This is a genomic window from Candidatus Cloacimonadota bacterium, assembly GCA_034661015.1.
Lineage (GTDB): Bacteria > Cloacimonadota > Cloacimonadia > JGIOTU-2 > JGIOTU-2 > JAYEKN01.
Map to the genome: position 1 here is coordinate 1 of JAYEKN010000096.1, position 19,589 is coordinate 19,589.

Sequence of the window (19,589 nt, forward strand, 5' to 3'; positions counted from 1 at the left end):
TCGTAGTATTTCTTTTTCATTAATGAGCCCACTTAAAAAAAGGGATTTAACCATTTCCCCATAAGGCGAATCTAATGATAAAATGGTTAAATCAGGCACTTTTTTCTCATTTACCCCTCCGCCAGCCGGCGGATAAGTCAGGGGTTAATGCGAACATTGTAATCCGCGGAACACGAGTCTCTTCGTGTTTGTTTTGGGACTTTACCTCAACCGCACACTATTACGAAGTCTAGAAAAAATAATTCGTAAAGTGTTGAAGAAAATTCAAATTAAAATCCGATACTTTTTTTCACATCCTTTTCAGGAAGTTTAATCTCATCATATTTCTCTTCATAATTTTCAATGTTCTTCTGTAGAAGTTTCATCAATCTTTTTGTATGCTGTGGATTCATCATTATTCGCGAATAAATCTTTGCCTCCGGAACTGCCGGTAATATTCTGGCAAAATCAAGAATAAATTCCGAATCATTAAAATTCATCAGTACAAGGTTTGAATAAATCCCTTCTGCGTTCTCTTTTGGAATATTAATCTTTATTTTTTGTGGCTGTTGCTGTTTTTTCATTGCTGCTCCTTTTGTTAATTTTTGGGTAAATTAGTATCTAAACAAATTAAATTTGGGAAGAGGATGAATAATATCGAGTTAATTCCGAAGCCACTCCTCCGAGATCCGGAAACATATGCCTTTCATCAATGCTACAGATATCCAGTTGATCGCGAATGTAATCCACCCGATTAGATGGAATAATGTATTTAACCAACGCATGTGACAATCCCTTATTCATAAGAATACTGTCAAGCGATTTGGTTTTATCAGAAGAAATGGTAAAGGCAGCGGATTGGGTAACAACGCGTGGATCGAGTGCAGATGGTTCTACAAGACAGACAAAAGAATTTTTAATCTCCTTCGATTCTGTCATTAAATTCCACAAGCTGCTGATCTCGTGATTTTTCAGTTCATCATTAAATTCATACGCATTAAGAACATAGGGTTGGACGTGGAATTTTTCATGGATCAATTTCCAATTCAATTTCCAGATTACTCTGTCTATTTTGGGATCACCGTTCAGAACTGCAAAGTGAGCGGCAATCAAAGGGGAATAAGTCCAATCCAATAACCGTGTTGGTAACCCGCGATGTTGTGCAATAACCAACCATTCCCATAGTTCAGAAGGTGTGATTTTGATATATGCTCTGGCGTGCCTGATAAAATTTCGCAATAAATGTTCTTCAAGGTGAGATTTCAAATGAGGCGGTTGATCAGGATAACCCAATCTATCCAAACTTGATAGCAACTTCCAATCTTTGTTCGGCATGCCCCGAAATACAGCGGATTCTCGTAAACGTCCACTATCAGGGTCCGTTTCTTTAGGAGTAACCAGTTCTATTAGTTCTCCTAAAGAATTAATCTTGCTTGTTTTAATTGAATTGTTCATCATAAATAGTTCCTCCGAAAACAAATAAATTACTAGGTTAATTTGTTCTCTACGGCATTTTGGGAAGAATTATATCGAACTAGATCTTCCCAGATAATTTCTCCATTATCACAAAAGTTGTTTATAAAAAGAAGGGTAAAATTATTTACTATTTGGGCATATTTTTTTTGAAATTCTTCATTTCTTTTTTTTGCTTGATGCCCCAATGGCTCAATTATATCTGTATATAAATTTTCATCGCCTGAAATAAATTCCCAAAATACTTGTCCGCAATATTTGAAATATTCTCCTTTGTCTTGTCTCAAATTTCTTCCGTAGCAGCAACCATTTACAGCAATAATATTTTTTTTCTTGTTATTTGTTCTGATTATTTTTTTGGTCGTGTTGAAATCACTTTTCAATTTAGCAATTTGGCTACTATTTCCCCAATTGGGACCAGATTTAATAGAGACAATGTATCTTATATCATCTTGATTAAATTCCAGATCAATTCCTTTAGCAGATGATTTCCATCCGCCATAAACTTTTTCGTTGATATAAATAGCAAGTCCTTCAAGAAATCCACCGAATATAGTTTCTTCTTGTGAAGAAAGATAGGCATTGAGGATTTGCATAATTAATTCTTGAGCGGTTAAAATATTTTTAACTTTGAAAAGGTATGGATTCTTTCGTTTTAATATTTTTGATAGATTAAGTTCCCGTAACCTTTTTAATCTCGTTGAATGAAAAGTGGATATATTTTGTTCGACGTATAGAATGATATCTTGATAACTAATTCCTTTCATAAAACCTCTTTAAAAATTTAAGATTTGCTGCTGACAATTTAGGTTATCTTTCACCATATTACAGTATTCCTGCATAATATCGATGCCAATGGAATTTCTACCTAATTCAAGGGCTGCAAATATTGTAGTTCCGGAACCCATAAATGGATCCAACACATAATCTTCAGGATCAGTAAAAAGTTTTATAAACCACGTTGGTAAGGTTTTAGGGAAAGTAGCGGAATGATTTTTATTATTACATTCTGTGGCTAAATGCAATACATTCGTGGGATAAGCCATATCCCGATTAATCCAATTTGAGATATTTTTGCCAAAACCACTCCCAACATCTGAGACATCTCTTATTCTGTCTTTTTTGCTAAGATTTTTTAATCGCTTTTTCTTCCAATCTCCCATTGGAACCATCACTGATTCCTGATTCATTTTAAATTTCGTTTGCTTATTAAATTGCAATAGCCTTTCCCAAGAATCTCTAAATCTGTTAGGCCATTTCCCTGGATAAGAATTTTTTTTATGCCAGATAAATTCCTCAGTCCAAAGCCAACCCTGTTTTCGCATGGCAATTATTAATTCCAGAACATAAGTATGTCTTTCGCCATTGACTGCTTTTTCTTTTATATTTAAAATAAATGTTCCTGTTTTCTTTAAAATTCTTAATAATTCTTTTGAAATTGGTAAAAACCATTCGACATAATTATCAGGATGAACGCCACCGTAGCTCGTTTTCCTTTGATCTGCATAGGGTGGTGAAGTTATCACAAGGTCAATAGAATTATCTTCAAATTTCGTCAATTCTAATGCACTATTCCCGCAAATTATCTTTGTTTCCATTTGTATATTAAATTTAATATTTGATTGTAATTAATACAGCGGATTCTCGTAAACGTCCACTATCCGGGTCCGTTTCTTTAGGAGTAACCAGTTCTATCAGTTCTCCTAAAGAATAAATCTTGCTTGTTTTAATTGAATTGTTCATCATAAATAGTTCCTCCGAAAATTGGTATATTATTTGAAATATTAACCTTTATCTAATTTAGAATTTTTACCGTAACAACAGCAATTTACAGCAATAATATTTTTTCGTCACCCAATTCTCATTATACTAAACACGTATAATTTATGCAATCAGTCCTACCCGAAATATAACGGATAGGACTGATTGGAGTTATATGTGCTGTATTTTTACTTTACAAATCAAACTCGACACCTTGGGCAAGTGGCATTTTTTTGCTCCAATTTATTGTATTAGTTTGACGTCTCATATATGCTTTCCAGGCATCGCTACCAGCTTCACGTCCACCGCCTGTATCTTTTTCTCCACCAAAAGCTCCCCCGATCTCTGCACCACTCGTGCCAATATTGACATTTGCAATACCACAATCGCTACCTGCATGACTGAGAAATTGTTCACTATATTGCAAATTATTGGTAAATATTGCAGAAGAAAGTCCTTGCGGAACATCATTATGCTTTTCAATCGCATCATCAATATCACTGATTTTTATCAAATAAAGAATAGGGGCAAAGGTTTCAGTTTGAACAATTTGCATCGAATTTTTTGCTTTAACAATTGTGGGTTCCAGATAACATTTTCCAGCCACATTTTCCGTAACAGAATTCCCCCCGTAAATTATTTCACCATTCTGTTCTCTAATAATATCAAGCGCCTGTTTATATGATTTTACAGCCTTTGCATCCACAACCGGGCCCATAAGAGTGGATTCATCGAGCGGATTACCGATTGTTACAGTCTTGTAGGCATTTGTTAATTTTTCCACAAAATCGTCAAACACGTCTTCGTGCAACAACACCCTACGTGTGGTTGTGCATCTCTGACCTGCGGTTCCCACAGCTCCAAAAAGCACTGCCTTTAAAGCAAGCTCCAGATTTGCATCTTCCATAACAATAATGGCATTATTACCACCTAATTCAAGGATGGTGCGACCATATCTTTTTGCCATGGCTTTGTGCACTCTTTTACCCATCTGGCAGCTACCTGTAGCACTGATCAAAGGAATGTTTTTATCATTGATGAGCTTTTCACCAACAGAACTGCCACGACCGATAACAAGGTTAAAAACGGATTTGGGAATATCGTTCTTTTCCAAAATATTCTGAACAATTTTTGTAACCGCTATAGCTGTAAGAGGGGCAGTGGAGGAAGGTTTCCAAATCATAGTATCACCACAAACTCCGGCAACAAAGGCATTCCAAGCCCATACAGCCACCGGGAAATTGAAGGCGGAGATAATCCCGACAACTCCGAGCGGGTGCCATTGCTCATACATCCGATGTCCCTCTCGTTCGGATTGCATGGTTTTCCCATATAATTGTCTAGAAAATCCCACAGCAAGGTCTGCCATATCAATCATTTCCTGAACTTCTCCAAGCCCTTCGGATAGGATTTTTCCCATCTCAATTGTTACGAGTTTCCCAAGGTCTTCTTTGTGCTTACGAAGTTCGAGTCCCATTTGCCGGACAATTTCCCCTCTTTTGGGGGCAGGGATTGAACGCCAAATTTCAAAGGATTCTTTTGCACTTTCCGATACTATTTGATAATCATTCCTATCTGCAGATTTAACTTTCGCCAATAGTGAATCATCAATAGGTGAATAAACTTCTATGATTTCACCATGTGTGTCTAACCATTCTCCATTAAATGCACCGGAATTCACTTCTTCTATTCCAAGTCTTTTTAAAGTATCCAACATATTTATACTCCTTTTTCCGCCAGTAGGCGGATTATTATTTTTCTTCCATATAGGGATATTTATAATCTTCGGGGGGATTAAATGTCTCTTTAATTGTTCTCGGGGATACCCATCTAAGCAAATTGACCATATCACCGGCTTTATCATTTGTTCCGGATGCACGAGCGCCACCAAATGGTTGTTGCCCTACAACTGCACCAGTAGGTTTGTCATTAATATAGAAATTACCGGCGGCATTTTGCAAAATTTCTTTTGCCAATAATACAGCATCACGATCATTTGCAAAAATTGCACCGGTTAAAGCATAGGGTGAGGTTTCATCACAAAGATGAAGATTTTCTTCATATTCGTTTTCTTTATAAACATAAATTGTCATCACGGGACCGAAAATTTCTTCTTGAATTGTTTTAAACTTCGGGTTTGTAGTCAAGATAATAGTGGGTTCAATAAAATATCCTTTGGAATCATCATAATTTCCACCCGCTAAAATTTCCGCATCATCTGCATCTTTTGCAAAATTAATATATTCGGTAATCGAGTCGAATGCTGCTTGGTCTATAACTGCGTTTACAAAGTTTGTAAAGTCTTCGACAGTTCCCATTTTCAGTTCTTTCGTGGTAGAAATAAGGTCTTCTTTCAAAGCTTTCCAGAAATTTTCCGGAATATAAGCACGGGAAGCCGCAGAACATTTTTGCCCTTGATATTCAAAAGCAGCTCTGATGATTGCGGTTTTCACCTGCTGAACATTTGCTGATTTGTGAACAAAGATAAAATCCTTACCACCAGTTTCACCCACAATGCGAGGATATGTTTTGTAGTTTTGAATATTGTTTCCTATAGTTTTCCACATTCTTTGGAAAGTTACGGTACTTCCTGTAAAATGAATACCGGCAAGGTTTGGATCTTTTAATACTGGATTTCCAACCTCGGCACCTCTGCCGGGAATAAAATTGATAACGCCATCCGGGAGTCCTGCTTCTTTGAATAATTGCATCAGAAAATAAGCTGGATAGACTGCAGATGATGCTGGTTTCCAGAGAACCACATTACCCATAATTGCTGGTGCACTGGGTAGATTTCCGGCTATTGAGGTAAAATTGAAAGGAGTTACAGCAAATACAAAGCCTTCTAATGATCGATGCTGTAACGAATTCCAAACACCAGGCGAAGAATTTGGTTGCCGCTCATAAATCTGCATAGCATAGTAAGAGTTGAATCGGAAAAAATCAATTAATTCACATGCAGAATCAATTTCAGCTTGAAAAATATTTTTACTCTGAGTCAACATGGTAGCAGCATTAATAAGAGGACGATATTTGGTTGCTAACAATTCCGCTGCTCGCTGAAAAATAGCTATGCGATCTTCCCAAGGCATGTTTGCCCATTTTTCACTGACTTTCATAGCAGATTCAATTGCCATTTTAACTTCCTTTTCCCCGGCTTTATGGTACTTGCCAAGGGAATGTGAAAGATCATGTGGAATTTTGCATTCACCCATATTACCGGTTTTGATTTCTTTTCCACCAATAATAATTGGGATCTCAATCTTTTTGTTCTTCAACTCCTGAATTTTTTCCTTGATAAATTTCTTTTCTGCCGAACCTGCCCGATAAGATAAAATCGGTTCATTTTTGGGTATTGGAACTCTTAATTTTGCATTTGACATTCTTCCTCCGAAATTTAATTTGTAATTATTTTTTTGTAATTGTACTATATTTAATTTTGTTAATCAGATTTTTTTTGGTGCTTGTATCCTTTAGAAATTCATTCAACTCTTGAACAATTGTATCCATTTTTTCTGTGGAAAAATCTTTATCTTCCATTTGCTCTTCAAGGCTTCCCCAAACGGGTTCTCCACACATTACACAGACTATTCCTTTTCGGGAAAGAAATTCCTGCGCCCGTGGATATTTGTCCAATATTTCTTCTATCCACATATTTTTTAAAACTTCCATTAAAGTTTACTTCCTTTATATGCTTGATTTATCAATTTTCAACATTTACGATAATTGAAAACAATCTTTTTTAATGCTCACATCAATGTCAAGCAGTGTGGAAATTTTCGTTTTGGAATAAAATATCCGCGATATTTTTCTTTGCGTCTCTGCTAACCTGCTTTGAGTTTTTTTTAACGATTTCGACTTTTCGTTAAATTTGTTTCTGCATTTTATCAACAAAGGATGACATTTGTATTCGTTTGCCGTAACTTGTAAATAAAAAAAATAGGAGAAAACTTGTATTTAATCAGAAATATTTTGCTACCGGTTTCAAATAAGGCAGATTTAGATAATGCAATTTCCAAAAAAATTGGGATTCCATCAAAATACATCAGGAGTATCAAGACAATCCGTCGTTCGATTGATGCTCGAAAAAAAAATTATCTCAAATATAACTTCACGGTTAAAGCCGAAATAGATCTTAAAATTGAACCGAATAATGAAGTGCAGCCATATTCTGAATCCAAACCTTATCTTCAAAATACAACACAATTATCAAATCCTCATCCGTTTATTATTGGAGCAGGCCCTGCAGGGCTTTTCGCAGCCCTCTCGTTGGTAGAAAAAGGATTCCAACCCTACATTTATGAGCAAGGCGAAACAATTGATCTGAGGACAAAAAAAATAAAAAAATTTTGGGATAAAGGAATTCTGGACGAAAACAGCAATGTCCAATTTGGTGAAGGTGGTGCCGGAACATTTTCCGATGGAAAACTAACCGCGAGAACCAGAGATTTTTATACAAATCAAATTATTGAGTATCTTATCAAATTTGGCGCTGATCAATCAATACGTTACGAAGCTCTTCCGCATCTCGGAACAGATGGGCTTCGAAACATAATAATCAATCTGAGGAAATTTCTAATCTCAAAAGGCTGTAAATTTTTTTGGAACAGCAAGTTGGAAAATATTGAAATTGAGAATAACTATGTAAGAACCGTAACAATTAATAACGAAAAATACTCTCCTGAAATTCTCATCTTAGCAATCGGAAATTCTGCTCGTGATACTTTTTGTATGTTGAAAAATAAAATTGAAATGGAAAATAAATCTTTTGCTGTCGGCTTCCGAATAGAGCATTCACAGGAATTCATCAATAATGCTTTCTATGGTGAGAAAACCGACTTTTCACTTACCGGTCCGGCAACTTATCGTCTTACCGCAAAATATAAAAAAAGAGGAATTTATAGTTTCTGTATGTGCCCGGGGGGATTTATTGTGGCTGGATCTTCAGAGCAAAACAGTCTGGCACTAAATGGTATGAGCTACAAAAACAGGGATAATCCTTTTGCCAATAGTGCAATTGTGGTTACGGTTCACAAAAGTGATTTTGGTAACGGCATTCTTGCCGGAATGAAATTTCAACAGCAGATTGAAAAAAAATGTTATAACCATTCTAAGCCTTATTTTGCTCCATCTCAAAATGCGATTGATTTTGTACAGAGCACAATTTCTTCAAATCTTAAACAAACCGGATTTAGGCCGGGAGTGTTTTATCATAATCTTAACACAGTTTTTTCGGATAGCATCACTGAATCGCTAAAATTCGGTTTAACAACATTTAACAGAAGAATCCCCGGATTTATTGATAACGGATTGTTGCTTGCACCTGAGACCAGAACTTCATCCCCTGTCCGTTTAGTTAGAGAAAGGGAAACTTTTCGGGCAAATGAAATCACCAATCTTTTTCCAATCGGTGAAGGTTCCGGATATGCCGGCGGAATTATGAGCAGCGCTGCAGATGGGTATAAATGTGGTAACTTATTTTATTTGCGGTGATTTTTTGAATAGCAAAATCGTTATAATATAATAGTTTGGGGGAAAATATAAAAAAAAGTAAAACGAACAACAAGGTTTATGCGGGATTGTTAATTTTGTAAGGAATTGATAAACTGAACGGCTCTATCCACAGATTTGCCGTCATTAAAATAGAAACAATTATTCAATAATTCTCCGAATATTTTTTCATTATCAGAATTTTCCAGACTTTGTTTAACCATTTGTGCAATATTCTGAGAACCATTATAGATAGGCGTATGTTTCATTACATTCATATTATCCGGCATATTGTGCAGTTCCGGCAGTTTGTGGATGGCTACTATAATTGGTTTTTTTGTAATCAAGTATTCGTACATTACAGAGGATGTATCACTTATCATCAAATCAGAAATGGAGAAATCGCTCATTGTGTCATTTGTAAGAAGCTTTCCCGGATTTGAGAAATAAACATTTTTGATTCCGTGTAATTTACACCATGATTTTACTAATATAATTTTTTGCGCATCATGATGATGCGGTCTCACGATTAAATTGAAATCCTTAGATAATTCTTTGCAAAATTTATAAACATAATGCTTAAAAGTACCATTTCCCCATCTCCAAGTGGGTGCGTATAAAATATTTTTTCGTGAGCGGTCTTTGATCCCAAGATGTTTAAACACTTTTTCCTTATCAATTTTGTTGTTCACATAATCATCGAATCTCATATTTCCGATTTTTATTAGCTTGCCTTCTGCAATATTAAGACCGACATCCTTCTGCTTTTGCAAATGCTTCGGTCCGGAAATAAAGTGATAGTCATAAGTATCTTGGGTGGATGAATTTCCCCCATATTTTTTGTCGCCGGTTCCGTGACCGATGAAAATTGATTTACATAATTTGCTATCAACGTGCATCTTTGTGTTGGACAAAGAAACGATGACACCTTTCAAATGATGAATATTTTTAATATCCATTTTTTTTATGGGTGGAGTGTTTAAAAATGTTTTTTGGATTTCCGGAAAAGCGTTGGCATTTCTCAGCCGTTTCTTAAAAGTAATTATTTTTTTAGTTTTTCTTACGATAAAAGTTCCCCCGATTCTATCATACAGAGGTTTAGCATAAGAAAATTGGTATATCTGGTTGGCAAAAAAATATTTATCCATTATCCAAAAACCTTAGTTTAAAATATTTGCCGGATGATCTTATCTTGCTCGATCATTTCCGGAGTATCAACATCCAACCAGATATACTCACCAATATCAAAGCCGCTCATTCTGTTTTTACGGGCTAAAATGTTACATGCATCAGATAAGGAATAGTTACCGTTTTGGAAAGATTCTTCTAAAACAGAAAAAAATGAATAATTGAATTTAAAAATACCGGTATCAATTGCTTGAAATTTTTCCAGTTTTTTGTCGAATTTGTGAATTTGGTAAATTTTACCATCCCTCTTTGTGCATTGAATTTTCATCCCGTCATCTAAATCCGGGATGGAATCTATTTTAAAATCAAGTCCCAAAAGTGCTTCATCATTTGCTAATTCGGTTGCAATAATATTTTCGAGTATTTTCCGGTCAAAAATATGGTCGCTCATAAGAAGTATAAATTGATCATCGGATTGGAGAAAATTTTTGGCACAAGAAACGGAGATTCCGTTTGCTTTTTCCCAATCTGCATTAAATCCAAATTGTATATTTATCCCGTTGGATATACATCCTACGGGATTTAGTTCTGAATTATTATAATTAGTTAAGGCATTTTCAAGCATTTTGTTTTTATAACCGGTTATAATAATTATATCTTTTATGCCAGACGATTTAATTTTTGCGATTATATCATCAATAATTCGTTTACCATTGATTTTCAACAAAGTTTTCGGCATACCCTTATGCTTTTTTTTTAATCTGCTTCCACAGCCGGCAGCTATTATTATTGCTTTCATAAATTCAATTCTCTACCACGGAGGGCACTGGGAAAACCTTATTTTCTTTTTATCCACTGGATGTCGTCTAACCACTGGATGTTTTTTATCCACTGGATGTCGTCTATCCACGTTCTCCTGTGCTCTCTGCGGTTTATCCCGTTGGTTAAACACCTACGGGGTTAACATCTTCATTTAAACATCATCGTAATAATAATCCAAACCGAGATGTGTAATCATTTCTTCACCCATCATATATCGCAAAGTATTTTTTAATTTTGCTAATTGCACAAAAAGGTCATGTTCCGGATAAAGTTCGGGCAAGTGCATCGGGCTTTTGAAATAAAATGATAACCATTCCTGTATGCCACCTAATCCGGCTCTTCTTGCCAGATCCATAAACAAGATCAAATCCAGAACAATCGGGGCGGCAAGTATGCTATCTTTACAGAGAAAGTCTATTTTAATCTGCATATTGTATCCCAACCAACCGAAAATATCAATATTGTCCCAACCTTCTTTATCATCACCTCTCGGGGGATAATAGTTGATCCTTACTTTATGATATAAATTTTTGTAGAGATCAGGATTTTTTTCCGGTTGGAGAATGGAATCCAGAACACTTAATTTGCTAACTTCTTTTGTTTTAAAAGAATCCGGATCATCCAATACTTCACCATCACGATTGCCTAAAATATTGGTGGAAAACCATCCGTTAATACCGAGCAATCTTGCTTTTAAACCCGGGGCGAGAATTGTCTTCATCAAAGTCTGTCCTGTTTTGAAATCTTTTCCTGCAATTGGTAATTTATTTTCTTTTGCAAGTTCCCAGATTGCCGGAATGTCAACCGTCAGATTAGGTGCACCCATTGCGAATGGAATTCCCTTTTTCAAAGATGCATAAGCATAGATCATGCTTGGAGCGATAGCATCATGATTTTCTTTCATCCCTTTTTCAAATGCTTCAAGGGTCTCGTGAACCGGTTGCTGCTCAATATATATCTCGGTGGAGGCACACCAGATCATAACCACGTCTGTCAGATCGTTTTCCTTTTTAAAATTATCAATGTCATCCATCAATTGTTGAGCCAGTTCAAACTTATTCGCGGCTTTCTTCACATTCGGACCATCCAAGTTTTTTACATATTTTTTATCAAAAACGGCTTTCATTGGTTTTACGGATTGAAGTTTTTCTTTTGCCAATTCGATATGTTCATTTGAAAGCACTTGGGCATTTATTGCAGATTCATAAGCGGTGTCTTCAAAAATATCCCAACCACCGACAACAAGATCTTCAATTTTGTGAATGGGAACGAAATCCTTAACGAGTGGGGTTCTGTCTTCGGTTCTTTTACCGAGACGAATTGTTCCCATTTGTGTAAGGCTTCCAATAGGTTTTGAATATCCCTTTTTTATCAACTCAATTCCTGCAATGAAAGTTGTTCCAATGGCACCTAATCCGGGGATAAGCACACCAAGTTTTTTTGAGGGCTTTTCAATTTTAATTTCCATGTTTTTCTCCTTCCGGAAATTTATTATATCTCACTAAATGTTTTATTTGCTACTAAATTCAGGGGGGTAATCACTGTGTCAAATTTCTTGGAATATAATTTTTGATTCGGGATTTTTGAAAGATTAGAAATAATTAATATCTTTATCTTTTATCCAAAAAATTACATTATTTTTTCTTGAGTAATTCATCTATTTTATTTTTCACGCGATAGGCAGATTTACCGTCTAAACCCGTAAAAAAATAGTTGCGATATTCATCTAATTTTTGCTTCATTTCTTCAGTAGGATCAAGAGCAGATTCAACGGATGGGATGAGATCCTCAGGTTTAAACATGTGGGGAAAAGCACCTTCGAGCCATTTTTCAGGAGCGATTGATAACACGGGCATTCCGTCGCTATGGTTCAAATTTTCGTGTGGTAAAACATAGATAATGCCGTATTTGCCCAGCGCTAAAAACTCATTTATCACGCTGGAAGTATCACTAATTAAAGTATCCGCCAAGAAAATATATGGATAAATATCATAATCATTTGGGGGAATGAGATAGGCATTCCGGTTTTTCCTTGCCAATCTTTCATAGAATTTATGCTGTGAATGAGATGCATATTTCCCACCCCAACTATAAGGATGCAATTTAATGACCAAGTTGTATTTTGGGATAAGTTTAGTAATCTCCGCTTTAATAAATTTTATACAGCTCGGTTTGTAGGATGGGGCAAAAAGGACGGTTTTTTTTTTAGGATTTATTCCAATTTTTTTTATTAATTTCTCGTTGTTATAGTAATTTTTCCAGAAGAAGGTATCTAATTTTGGTATTCCGGTAATATAAAAATCCGCCCTATTCTCCCACCCCAAACTTTTTATATAATCATACCAATATTTCCCCTCAAGAAAAACATGGTAGCGAAAATCTTTTTGACGAACAATATTTCTAATTCGTAGCGTTTTTATTCCAACTCCATGGTCAATATGGATGCGGATTGTGTTTCCATATTTCCCCGGATGTTTGAGAGCATCTCCGCAAATTACCGCATCAAAGCCATCGGTTTTATCGGTAACCTGATAACCTTTTCGGAGAAGATTCGATTCTATCCTTCCTTTTTCCGATATCATAAAAACTCCGAGAAAGCGTTTTTGATCTTTCCCAATTTTAATAGATAAATCATAATTCGGGTCTTTATCCAACGCCTGATATAAGGGAAACAGAGAGTTGAAATAGTATTCCTTTTTCAAATCAAAAAGAATTTTTTTCATTATCGCAAATATCCTTTTTTGTATTTTGAATGATAAATTATTTGCATCTTTCGGAATAAATTTAATGGTTTTCTCTTATCGGGTAATTCATTATTGTTTTTAATATTAATTAGGGTCTGAATAATGTTTTCGGAAATTTTTCCATCGCAATAAGGATTTATTGCTTGAATATGCTCGCGGTGATTTTTCTCAAATTCTGTAGGATTCCGAAAACTTCTATCTATTGCATCCCGTAGTTCTTCGGGTTTAAGAATATTTATCCCTTTATTTTTTTTGCTTTTGGTACGATAAGTGATAATAGGTTTGTTCAGAAGCATGAATTCATAGATAACTGATGATGTATCGGAAATCAGAATATCAGCTGCGTGCAAATATGGGGTGATATCATAATCTTGAATGATTTTGATATTTTTATCTCTCACCATTTGAATAATCTGCTTACTCATTATCTCGTGGAATTTTATCATCCAGAATTCGTCGTTACGGATTATCCGCGGAATAATCGGGAGAAGGTCCTCTGCGGATTGCATTTTTTGACTATGAGTTGGGGCAAAGAGAATAACCTTTTTATTTTGGGGAATTCTGAAATTCTCGCGGAAGTTTTTTGCATTATAATTAAGAATATGATCTACTTTTGCCCATCCGGTTTCTTGTACCAGAAAATATTTATATTTTTCCTGTAGTTTGTTAAATTGTTTTGTAACGAATGGTCCGGAAGTACAGTAAACATCAAAAAAATGCCGAATCTTATAGTGAGACTTTTTTTCTATCCCAAGCCCATGAAAAAGTTGAACTTTAATACCCGGGATTCTGAAATCAATGAAATTTCCCGGACAAAGAATAAAATCAGGGTTGAATTTAATCGCGTTTTCAACATTAGTGAAAATCCTCAAATCTTTCAACTCTTCCGGAATATGAGTCGCTACTTTTTTTGATACGAATAGCGAAAATATATAATCGGTTTTGCGCAGATATTTTACTATGGGCTGAATAATGGGTATAGAATATTTTTTGGAAATATAGAAAAGGAATTTCATCACAAATGAAGAAAGGGAAATTACTCTATTATGAGTTTTTCCAAGTATCTATAATATGGTTTTTGACCTCTGTTGTGGACACTCCATCGGTTCGTTCCAAATAAATTACTTCACAATATTCCCGGAGGAAATCAAATTTTCCCTGCCAATCATTCCCAATGACAAACGTATCAATTTTATGTTTTTTCACATCATCAATTTTTTGTTCCCAATTATTCTCCGGTATTACCTCATCAACATATTTAATGGCTTCCAGAATTTCTTTCCTGTATTCGTAAGGTTGAATACATTTTTTCCCTTTTAAATCATTAAATTCATTTGTGGATACAGCCACAATGAGATAATCACCAAGTGCTTTTGCACGCTTTAAGAGCTGCAAATGCCCATAGTGAAATAGGTCGTAAGTTCCGTAAGTAATTATTTTTTTCATATAAAAAAATTATTCAATATTTTCCTTAATTCATATTCTGATTATCAACCATAGCCAGATTATTTTTACTTTCATTAAAAATATCCGCTGTAATTATTTCCATCTTTTTGTTAAAATTTTCCACAATACGATTATCGCTAATATAAAGATTGGCAAATAATGCCGGAGGAAAATTATCTAACCGGAAAATTAAATCATCTTTTTCAAAAACCATTTTCCCTTTTGCTTGTTTAATAATTTCTTTCCAATCAAATCTTTCTTTCTGACAGATTAGCAGAATATCGAAAATGTCTTTCGAAGAATCTCGAGATAATACAGCTGTGATTTTGTTTGATAATATATTTTTGAAATTGTCTAATTTAATTTTGTTTTTGCTTTCAATTTTACCAAATTTTTTAATGCGGTCATTTACAAAATCTAACTGTAAGAAGTCATTTACGGATAGTCGGACAAAATCTTTTGTATCGACTTCTTTTGAAATTTTATAATTATTTTGGGTTAATTCTGCTTCGATTTCTCGCACAGAATAATGAAAAGTATGGGAAAAATTTGTAAAGAAGTCCAAATCTTCAGAATGTCTCCCCTGATAGTGGAAACGATTAAGGCAGGTTCCACCGGTAAGGTAGAATTCGGTTTCATGGGAAAAAATAGCATCCAAAACCTTATCTTGCAATTTATATAACTCTTTCAAATTTAAATTTTCCACTCTAACTCCGGAATGTTTACTTTTTCTCCTGTAATAAAATATTTTGCTATCAAATAGCGATGTTTAATATATTTAAAATTAAATTCGGGAACTTTAAAAGAATCAACCAATTTTATCAAGTCTTCCTGAGTAAATAAAATTTTGAGACTGCGGATCATATCGTGGCTATTTAACAGAATTTTTTCAAATAGGAATTTCTTCATTCTGAAATCTTCCGTTTTTGCAATTTTGATAATCTGCTCAAGCGTAAAATCGTAATCCCAGAAACAATCTTTAATAATATTTTCTAACAAAATTTTTTCCTTTCATATTTTTACTTCTTGCTTCTCACCTCAAATTGCATATCATATAATTTTTTGTATTTCGGGCATGTTTTCAACAGCTCGTCATTAGAACCCAAACCAACCAGTTTTCCTTTGTCCAAAACAATTATTTTATCCGAAGAGAGAATTGTGGATAAGCGGTGAGCGATAACAATGACAGTTTTATTTTCAGTTGCTCGCTCGATCGCTTTTTGAACTTTTTGCTCGGATTCAGTATCAAGAGAACTCGTTGCTTCGTCAAAGATAAGTATGGGAGGATTGCCGATAATCGCTCTTGCAATACAAATTCTTTGCCTTTGTCCACCTGAAAGATTTGTGGCTTTCGGATTGAGAATTTCATCATACTTGTTTGGCATTTTTTGGATAAAATTATCTGCGTAAGCAATTTTTGCCGATTCTATCACTTTCTCATCTGAAACTTGTTGCAAAGAACCGAAACGAATATTATTTGCCACAGTATCACTAAAGAGAATTGACTCCTGTGTTACGGTTCCGTAAAGGGAACGTAAATCTTTTAATTCAAGTTTATTTATCGGCACATCATCAATAAAGATTTCACCATTTGTGGGATCATACATTCGAGGTAGCAAATTGATAATGGTAGTTTTTCCAGCCCCGCTTCCGCCGACGATAGCAATTTTTTCACCCTTTTTAATTTGGAAAGATATGTTTTGCAAAACAGGCACTTTTTCATCATAAAAGAAGGAGACGTTTTTTAGCACTAAACCTTTGTCAAATGATTTTTTGGGAATCGGGTTTTCACAATTTTTTATTTCTGATTTTCTGTTCAGAATTACAAAAATTCTATTAAGAGAAACTACAGCTTTTTTTATATTTGCATAAGTTGCTGTTAGTTTTTTAAAAGGGTTTAGCATTGAGCCGATTGCAAGCAGAAAAGCAGTAAACATCCCAAGTGTGAAATGACTGTTACTCGCAAGCACACTCATTCCGCCCAACAGCAAAACGATTATGACGATAAATAGGCTATTGAGTTCTGACAAAGGGACATTTAATTTTTTATAGAGGATGGATTTTCGCCAGAAGATAAAATATTTCCGATTTATCCGGTTGAACTTTCTCATCTCGATTTCTTCTCTGGAAAAAACCTGAACGATGTGAATTCCATTGAGAATTTCCTCAATTTTTGAGAAGAGGGAAGAAAATTGTTGCTGAATTTTTTTAGAATATTTTTTTATTTTTTTACCAAGAACCCTAACCGCAAATCCAAAAAGAGGGAGAATGATCAGGCTAAGCCAGAAAAGTTTAGGATTTAGCATTATTGCAATTCTTGCGAAAACAAAGAGCATTATCACATCTCGGGCAGCATTTATAATTGATTGGATATAAAAATCACTCACGTTTTTTACGTCATCCACAATTCTTACCATCGAATCACCAACTTTGTTTGTGTTTAAAAATTCTAAGGGTTGGGTAAGATATTTTTTAAAGATCTGATTCCGAATGTGATAAGTGGTTTTTCCACGTAAATTCGCAAAGAAAACCTGATTTCCGTAAAAGAAAATATTTTTTAGCACGATCAAGAAGATCAATCCCATAGCCACGAGCTTCAATAATAGTAGCGAATTTGTATTTTCCAAAAGGTATTTGGCTCTGTTCGTAATTTCAGAAAGATAGGAAGCGTCAAAATTAAATAACAAATATTTTGCATTAACGAGTAAGTCAGAGAAAATTGGTTTGAATGCAGTAAAAAATCCTGCTACAGAATTATAGATTGAAGGTGCTTTTGAGGGTGCGAAAACGTAATCAAAAAGTGGGATAACCGTTGTGATTGTTATCCCACTAAAAAGAGCATAACCGAGCATAAAAAATATTCCACCAATTAGATAAAACCAGTTTTGGAACATGATTTTATAAATGTAAAACAGGTTATGCGCTTTGCTTTTCATTTGAAATAATTTTAATATTTTTTTGCTGCTTCTTCTCCGGAAAGTGCTCGAACACCCGCTTGTGCAAGAGCTTCCATTTCACCTTCACCTGGAAAAATTAAAACAGGTGCGATGAATTTGGTTCGTTCGATTATCCATTTGGGCAAATACTTGTCATAAGCAAGACCACCCGTGAGATAAATAGCATCCACATCACCTTTTAGAACTGTGGCACAAAGTCCGATTTCTTTAGAAATTTGATAGGCAAAAGCACGAAATATTTTCTCAAATTTTTCATTACCTTCATCAATTTTATTTTCGATATCTACGCCGCTATCAGTTCCGAGATAGGCAATAAGACCACTATTTTTTACCAGTTTTTTTTCCAATTCCTCTTTTGTGTATTTACCGGAAAAACACAGATTGATTACACCGCTGATTGGAAGAGCACCTGCACGTTGGGGAGAAAAAGGTCCCATTCCGAGTAGAGCATTGTTCACATCAACAATTTTCCCGTCTCTAATTGCTGCCACACTTACACCGCCACCCATGTGAACTGCGATCATATTACACTTATCAAGAGGTTTACCTATTTTCTCAGCCGATTTTCGTGCGATAGATTTTATGTTCAAGGCATGAAACAAGCTTTGACGTTGTATTTCCGGAACGCCGGAAATTCGAGCGATATCATCCATCTCATCAACCGTTACCGGATCGGCTATAAAAGATGGGATATCAAATTCATCACCAATGGATTTTGCAATAAAAGCACCAAGATTTGATGCATGAGTTCGCCCCCAAAGAGATTTGTCTTTTAAATCAGCAAGCATTTTATCGTTAACTTTATAGGTTCCACTTGCAACGGGATGAACTAATCCACCCCTACCGACAATAGCGTTTAAAGTCGAAACGTGAATGTTGTTTTCTTCAAGTGCTTCTTCTACGATATTTTTTCTGAACTCAAATTGATCGATTAATTCAGCAAAGCCGGAAAGTTCTTCCGGTTTGTGTTGCAGCGTTTTTGAGAATACTTCTTCTTCATTATCGAAAACTGCAATCTTTGTCGAGGTTGAGCCGGGATTAATTGCAAGTACTCTATAGGTTTTCATGTAATCCTCCGAAATTATTAATTAATGACAGGTTCTAAGAAAAGGTAAAAAAAGGTCAATAAAAAAAGCCCTACAAAATTATGTAGGGCTTATTAGATTAAAATTCAGACCACTAAACACACGGAACGACACGAAAGAGTGATTTATGGATTATGAAAAAGTATTAAAAACTCTATAAATTTGTTTAGTGCTTTTCGTGTATTTCGTGGTCATTTTTAAATTAATGCGAATTATCTCTTTTCGCTTCTAAAAAACTAATCCTAATTCAAGGCTAAATGCGTTAGAAACATTTGTGTTATTTTCATCCAATGTATTCGGGGCATCATCATCAATTGAGTCCGCATTGTATTCAAGTTTCATAAAGATATTTTTATGTGGTTTCATATTTAAACCAAAGATAATGTTATATTCTTTTGCACCGTCACCGTCAGTATTGTTTTTTGAGAAGTAGCCGAGGTAAGGAATAGTTTTCTTCAAATATGGTAAATTAAATCCTTTTTCATAAGAAGTAAGCAAGAAGTAATTCAGATCGCTAGTATCATCATCATCGCCTTCGCTATAAAGCTGAAAATTCAATTTTACATCTTTTGCAAAGTTGTAAATAATGTCGGCACCACAATCAATTTGGTTATCAACATTGTCTTTTTGACGAATTCTCAAAGAGGCACCAAAGTTCAGGTTATCGAGGGCATATTCTCCTCTAAATCCATAAATAGAAGGTA

At 34.9% G+C, this 19,589-nt stretch carries 20 protein-coding genes; 1 reads left to right on the plus strand and 19 read right to left on the minus strand.

Going from position 1 to position 19,589, the window contains the following annotated elements; translation table 11 throughout:
- Positions 1 to 269 precede the first annotated feature (269 nt).
- The 8 genes from U9P79_03870 to U9P79_03905 form a co-directional block, all read right to left on the minus strand.
- Complete coding sequence (locus U9P79_03870) at positions 270 to 563, minus strand: DUF3467 domain-containing protein (protein MEA2103763.1); 294 nt, start codon at positions 561 to 563, stop codon at positions 270 to 272.
- A gap of 46 nt (positions 564 to 609) precedes the next feature.
- On the minus strand, positions 610 to 1,437 hold the full coding sequence (locus tag U9P79_03875) for an FRG domain-containing protein (protein ID MEA2103764.1): 828 nt from the start codon (positions 1,435 to 1,437) through the stop codon (positions 610 to 612).
- A gap of 29 nt (positions 1,438 to 1,466) precedes the next feature.
- A complete protein-coding gene (locus U9P79_03880; GenBank protein ID MEA2103765.1) occupies positions 1,467 to 2,219 on the minus strand; it encodes a PmeII family type II restriction endonuclease in 753 nt (250 codons plus the stop codon).
- Positions 2,220 to 2,228: 9 nt separating this feature from the next.
- Positions 2,229 to 3,050, minus strand: a complete 822-nt coding sequence (locus U9P79_03885) for a site-specific DNA-methyltransferase (GenBank protein MEA2103766.1) — start codon at positions 3,048 to 3,050, stop codon at positions 2,229 to 2,231.
- Between the two features lie 13 nt (positions 3,051 to 3,063).
- Complete coding sequence (locus U9P79_03890) at positions 3,064 to 3,198, minus strand: hypothetical protein (protein ID MEA2103767.1); 135 nt, start codon at positions 3,196 to 3,198, stop codon at positions 3,064 to 3,066.
- Between the two features lie 208 nt (positions 3,199 to 3,406).
- Positions 3,407 to 4,930 carry an aldehyde dehydrogenase family protein gene (locus tag U9P79_03895; protein MEA2103768.1) on the minus strand — a complete coding sequence of 508 codons (1,524 nt, stop codon included), beginning with the start codon at positions 4,928 to 4,930 and terminating at the stop codon, positions 3,407 to 3,409.
- 34 nt (positions 4,931 to 4,964) lie between these two features.
- Entirely contained in the window at positions 4,965 to 6,596 is a 1,632-nt protein-coding gene (pruA, locus tag U9P79_03900) for an L-glutamate gamma-semialdehyde dehydrogenase (GenBank protein ID MEA2103769.1), read from the minus strand.
- A gap of 25 nt (positions 6,597 to 6,621) precedes the next feature.
- Positions 6,622 to 6,885: a DUF1858 domain-containing protein gene (locus tag U9P79_03905; GenBank protein MEA2103770.1), complete on the minus strand. Its 264-nt coding sequence runs from the start codon at positions 6,883 to 6,885 to the stop codon at positions 6,622 to 6,624.
- A gap of 279 nt (positions 6,886 to 7,164) precedes the next feature.
- Between U9P79_03905 and U9P79_03910 the strand changes: the two genes are divergently transcribed.
- A complete protein-coding gene (locus U9P79_03910; GenBank protein MEA2103771.1) occupies positions 7,165 to 8,706 on the plus strand; it encodes a hypothetical protein in 1,542 nt (513 codons plus the stop codon).
- 89 nt (positions 8,707 to 8,795) lie between these two features.
- Here U9P79_03910 and U9P79_03915 read toward each other — a convergent pair whose 3' ends face one another.
- From U9P79_03915 to U9P79_03965, 11 genes are all read right to left on the minus strand, one after another.
- Positions 8,796 to 9,851, minus strand: coding sequence for a CDP-glycerol glycerophosphotransferase family protein (locus U9P79_03915; protein ID MEA2103772.1), 1,056 nt, complete (start codon positions 9,849 to 9,851; stop codon positions 8,796 to 8,798).
- A 17-nt stretch (positions 9,852 to 9,868) separates the two neighbouring features.
- Positions 9,869 to 10,630, minus strand: a complete 762-nt coding sequence (locus tag U9P79_03920; GenBank protein ID MEA2103773.1) for a sugar phosphate nucleotidyltransferase — start codon at positions 10,628 to 10,630, stop codon at positions 9,869 to 9,871.
- Between the two features lie 174 nt (positions 10,631 to 10,804).
- Entirely contained in the window at positions 10,805 to 12,121 is a 1,317-nt protein-coding gene (locus tag U9P79_03925; protein MEA2103774.1) for an inositol-3-phosphate synthase, read from the minus strand.
- 166 nt (positions 12,122 to 12,287) lie between these two features.
- The gene (locus tag U9P79_03930) at positions 12,288 to 13,376 is read right to left on the minus strand and encodes a CDP-glycerol glycerophosphotransferase family protein (GenBank protein MEA2103775.1); all 1,089 of its coding nucleotides are present in this window, start codon (positions 13,374 to 13,376) and stop codon (positions 12,288 to 12,290) included.
- Positions 13,376 to 14,413, minus strand: coding sequence for a CDP-glycerol glycerophosphotransferase family protein (locus U9P79_03935; GenBank protein ID MEA2103776.1), 1,038 nt, complete (start codon positions 14,411 to 14,413; stop codon positions 13,376 to 13,378). Before U9P79_03935 ends, U9P79_03930 begins: the two co-directional genes overlap by 1 nt.
- A gap of 28 nt (positions 14,414 to 14,441) precedes the next feature.
- Positions 14,442 to 14,843, minus strand: a complete 402-nt coding sequence (gene tagD / locus U9P79_03940) for a glycerol-3-phosphate cytidylyltransferase (GenBank protein MEA2103777.1) — start codon at positions 14,841 to 14,843, stop codon at positions 14,442 to 14,444.
- A gap of 25 nt (positions 14,844 to 14,868) precedes the next feature.
- Positions 14,869 to 15,549, minus strand: coding sequence for a nucleotidyl transferase AbiEii/AbiGii toxin family protein (locus tag U9P79_03945; protein ID MEA2103778.1), 681 nt, complete (start codon positions 15,547 to 15,549; stop codon positions 14,869 to 14,871).
- Positions 15,537 to 15,842 carry a hypothetical protein gene (locus U9P79_03950; protein ID MEA2103779.1) on the minus strand — a complete coding sequence of 102 codons (306 nt, stop codon included), beginning with the start codon at positions 15,840 to 15,842 and terminating at the stop codon, positions 15,537 to 15,539. Before U9P79_03950 ends, U9P79_03945 begins: the two co-directional genes overlap by 13 nt.
- Before the next feature lie 20 nt (positions 15,843 to 15,862).
- A complete protein-coding gene (locus tag U9P79_03955; protein ID MEA2103780.1) occupies positions 15,863 to 17,779 on the minus strand; it encodes an ABC transporter ATP-binding protein in 1,917 nt (638 codons plus the stop codon).
- A gap of 11 nt (positions 17,780 to 17,790) precedes the next feature.
- Complete coding sequence (gene buk / locus U9P79_03960) at positions 17,791 to 18,867, minus strand: butyrate kinase (GenBank protein MEA2103781.1); 1,077 nt, start codon at positions 18,865 to 18,867, stop codon at positions 17,791 to 17,793.
- Between the two features lie 246 nt (positions 18,868 to 19,113).
- A partial coding sequence (locus tag U9P79_03965; protein MEA2103782.1) for a hypothetical protein occupies positions 19,114 to 19,589 on the minus strand: 476 nt, incomplete at its 5' end.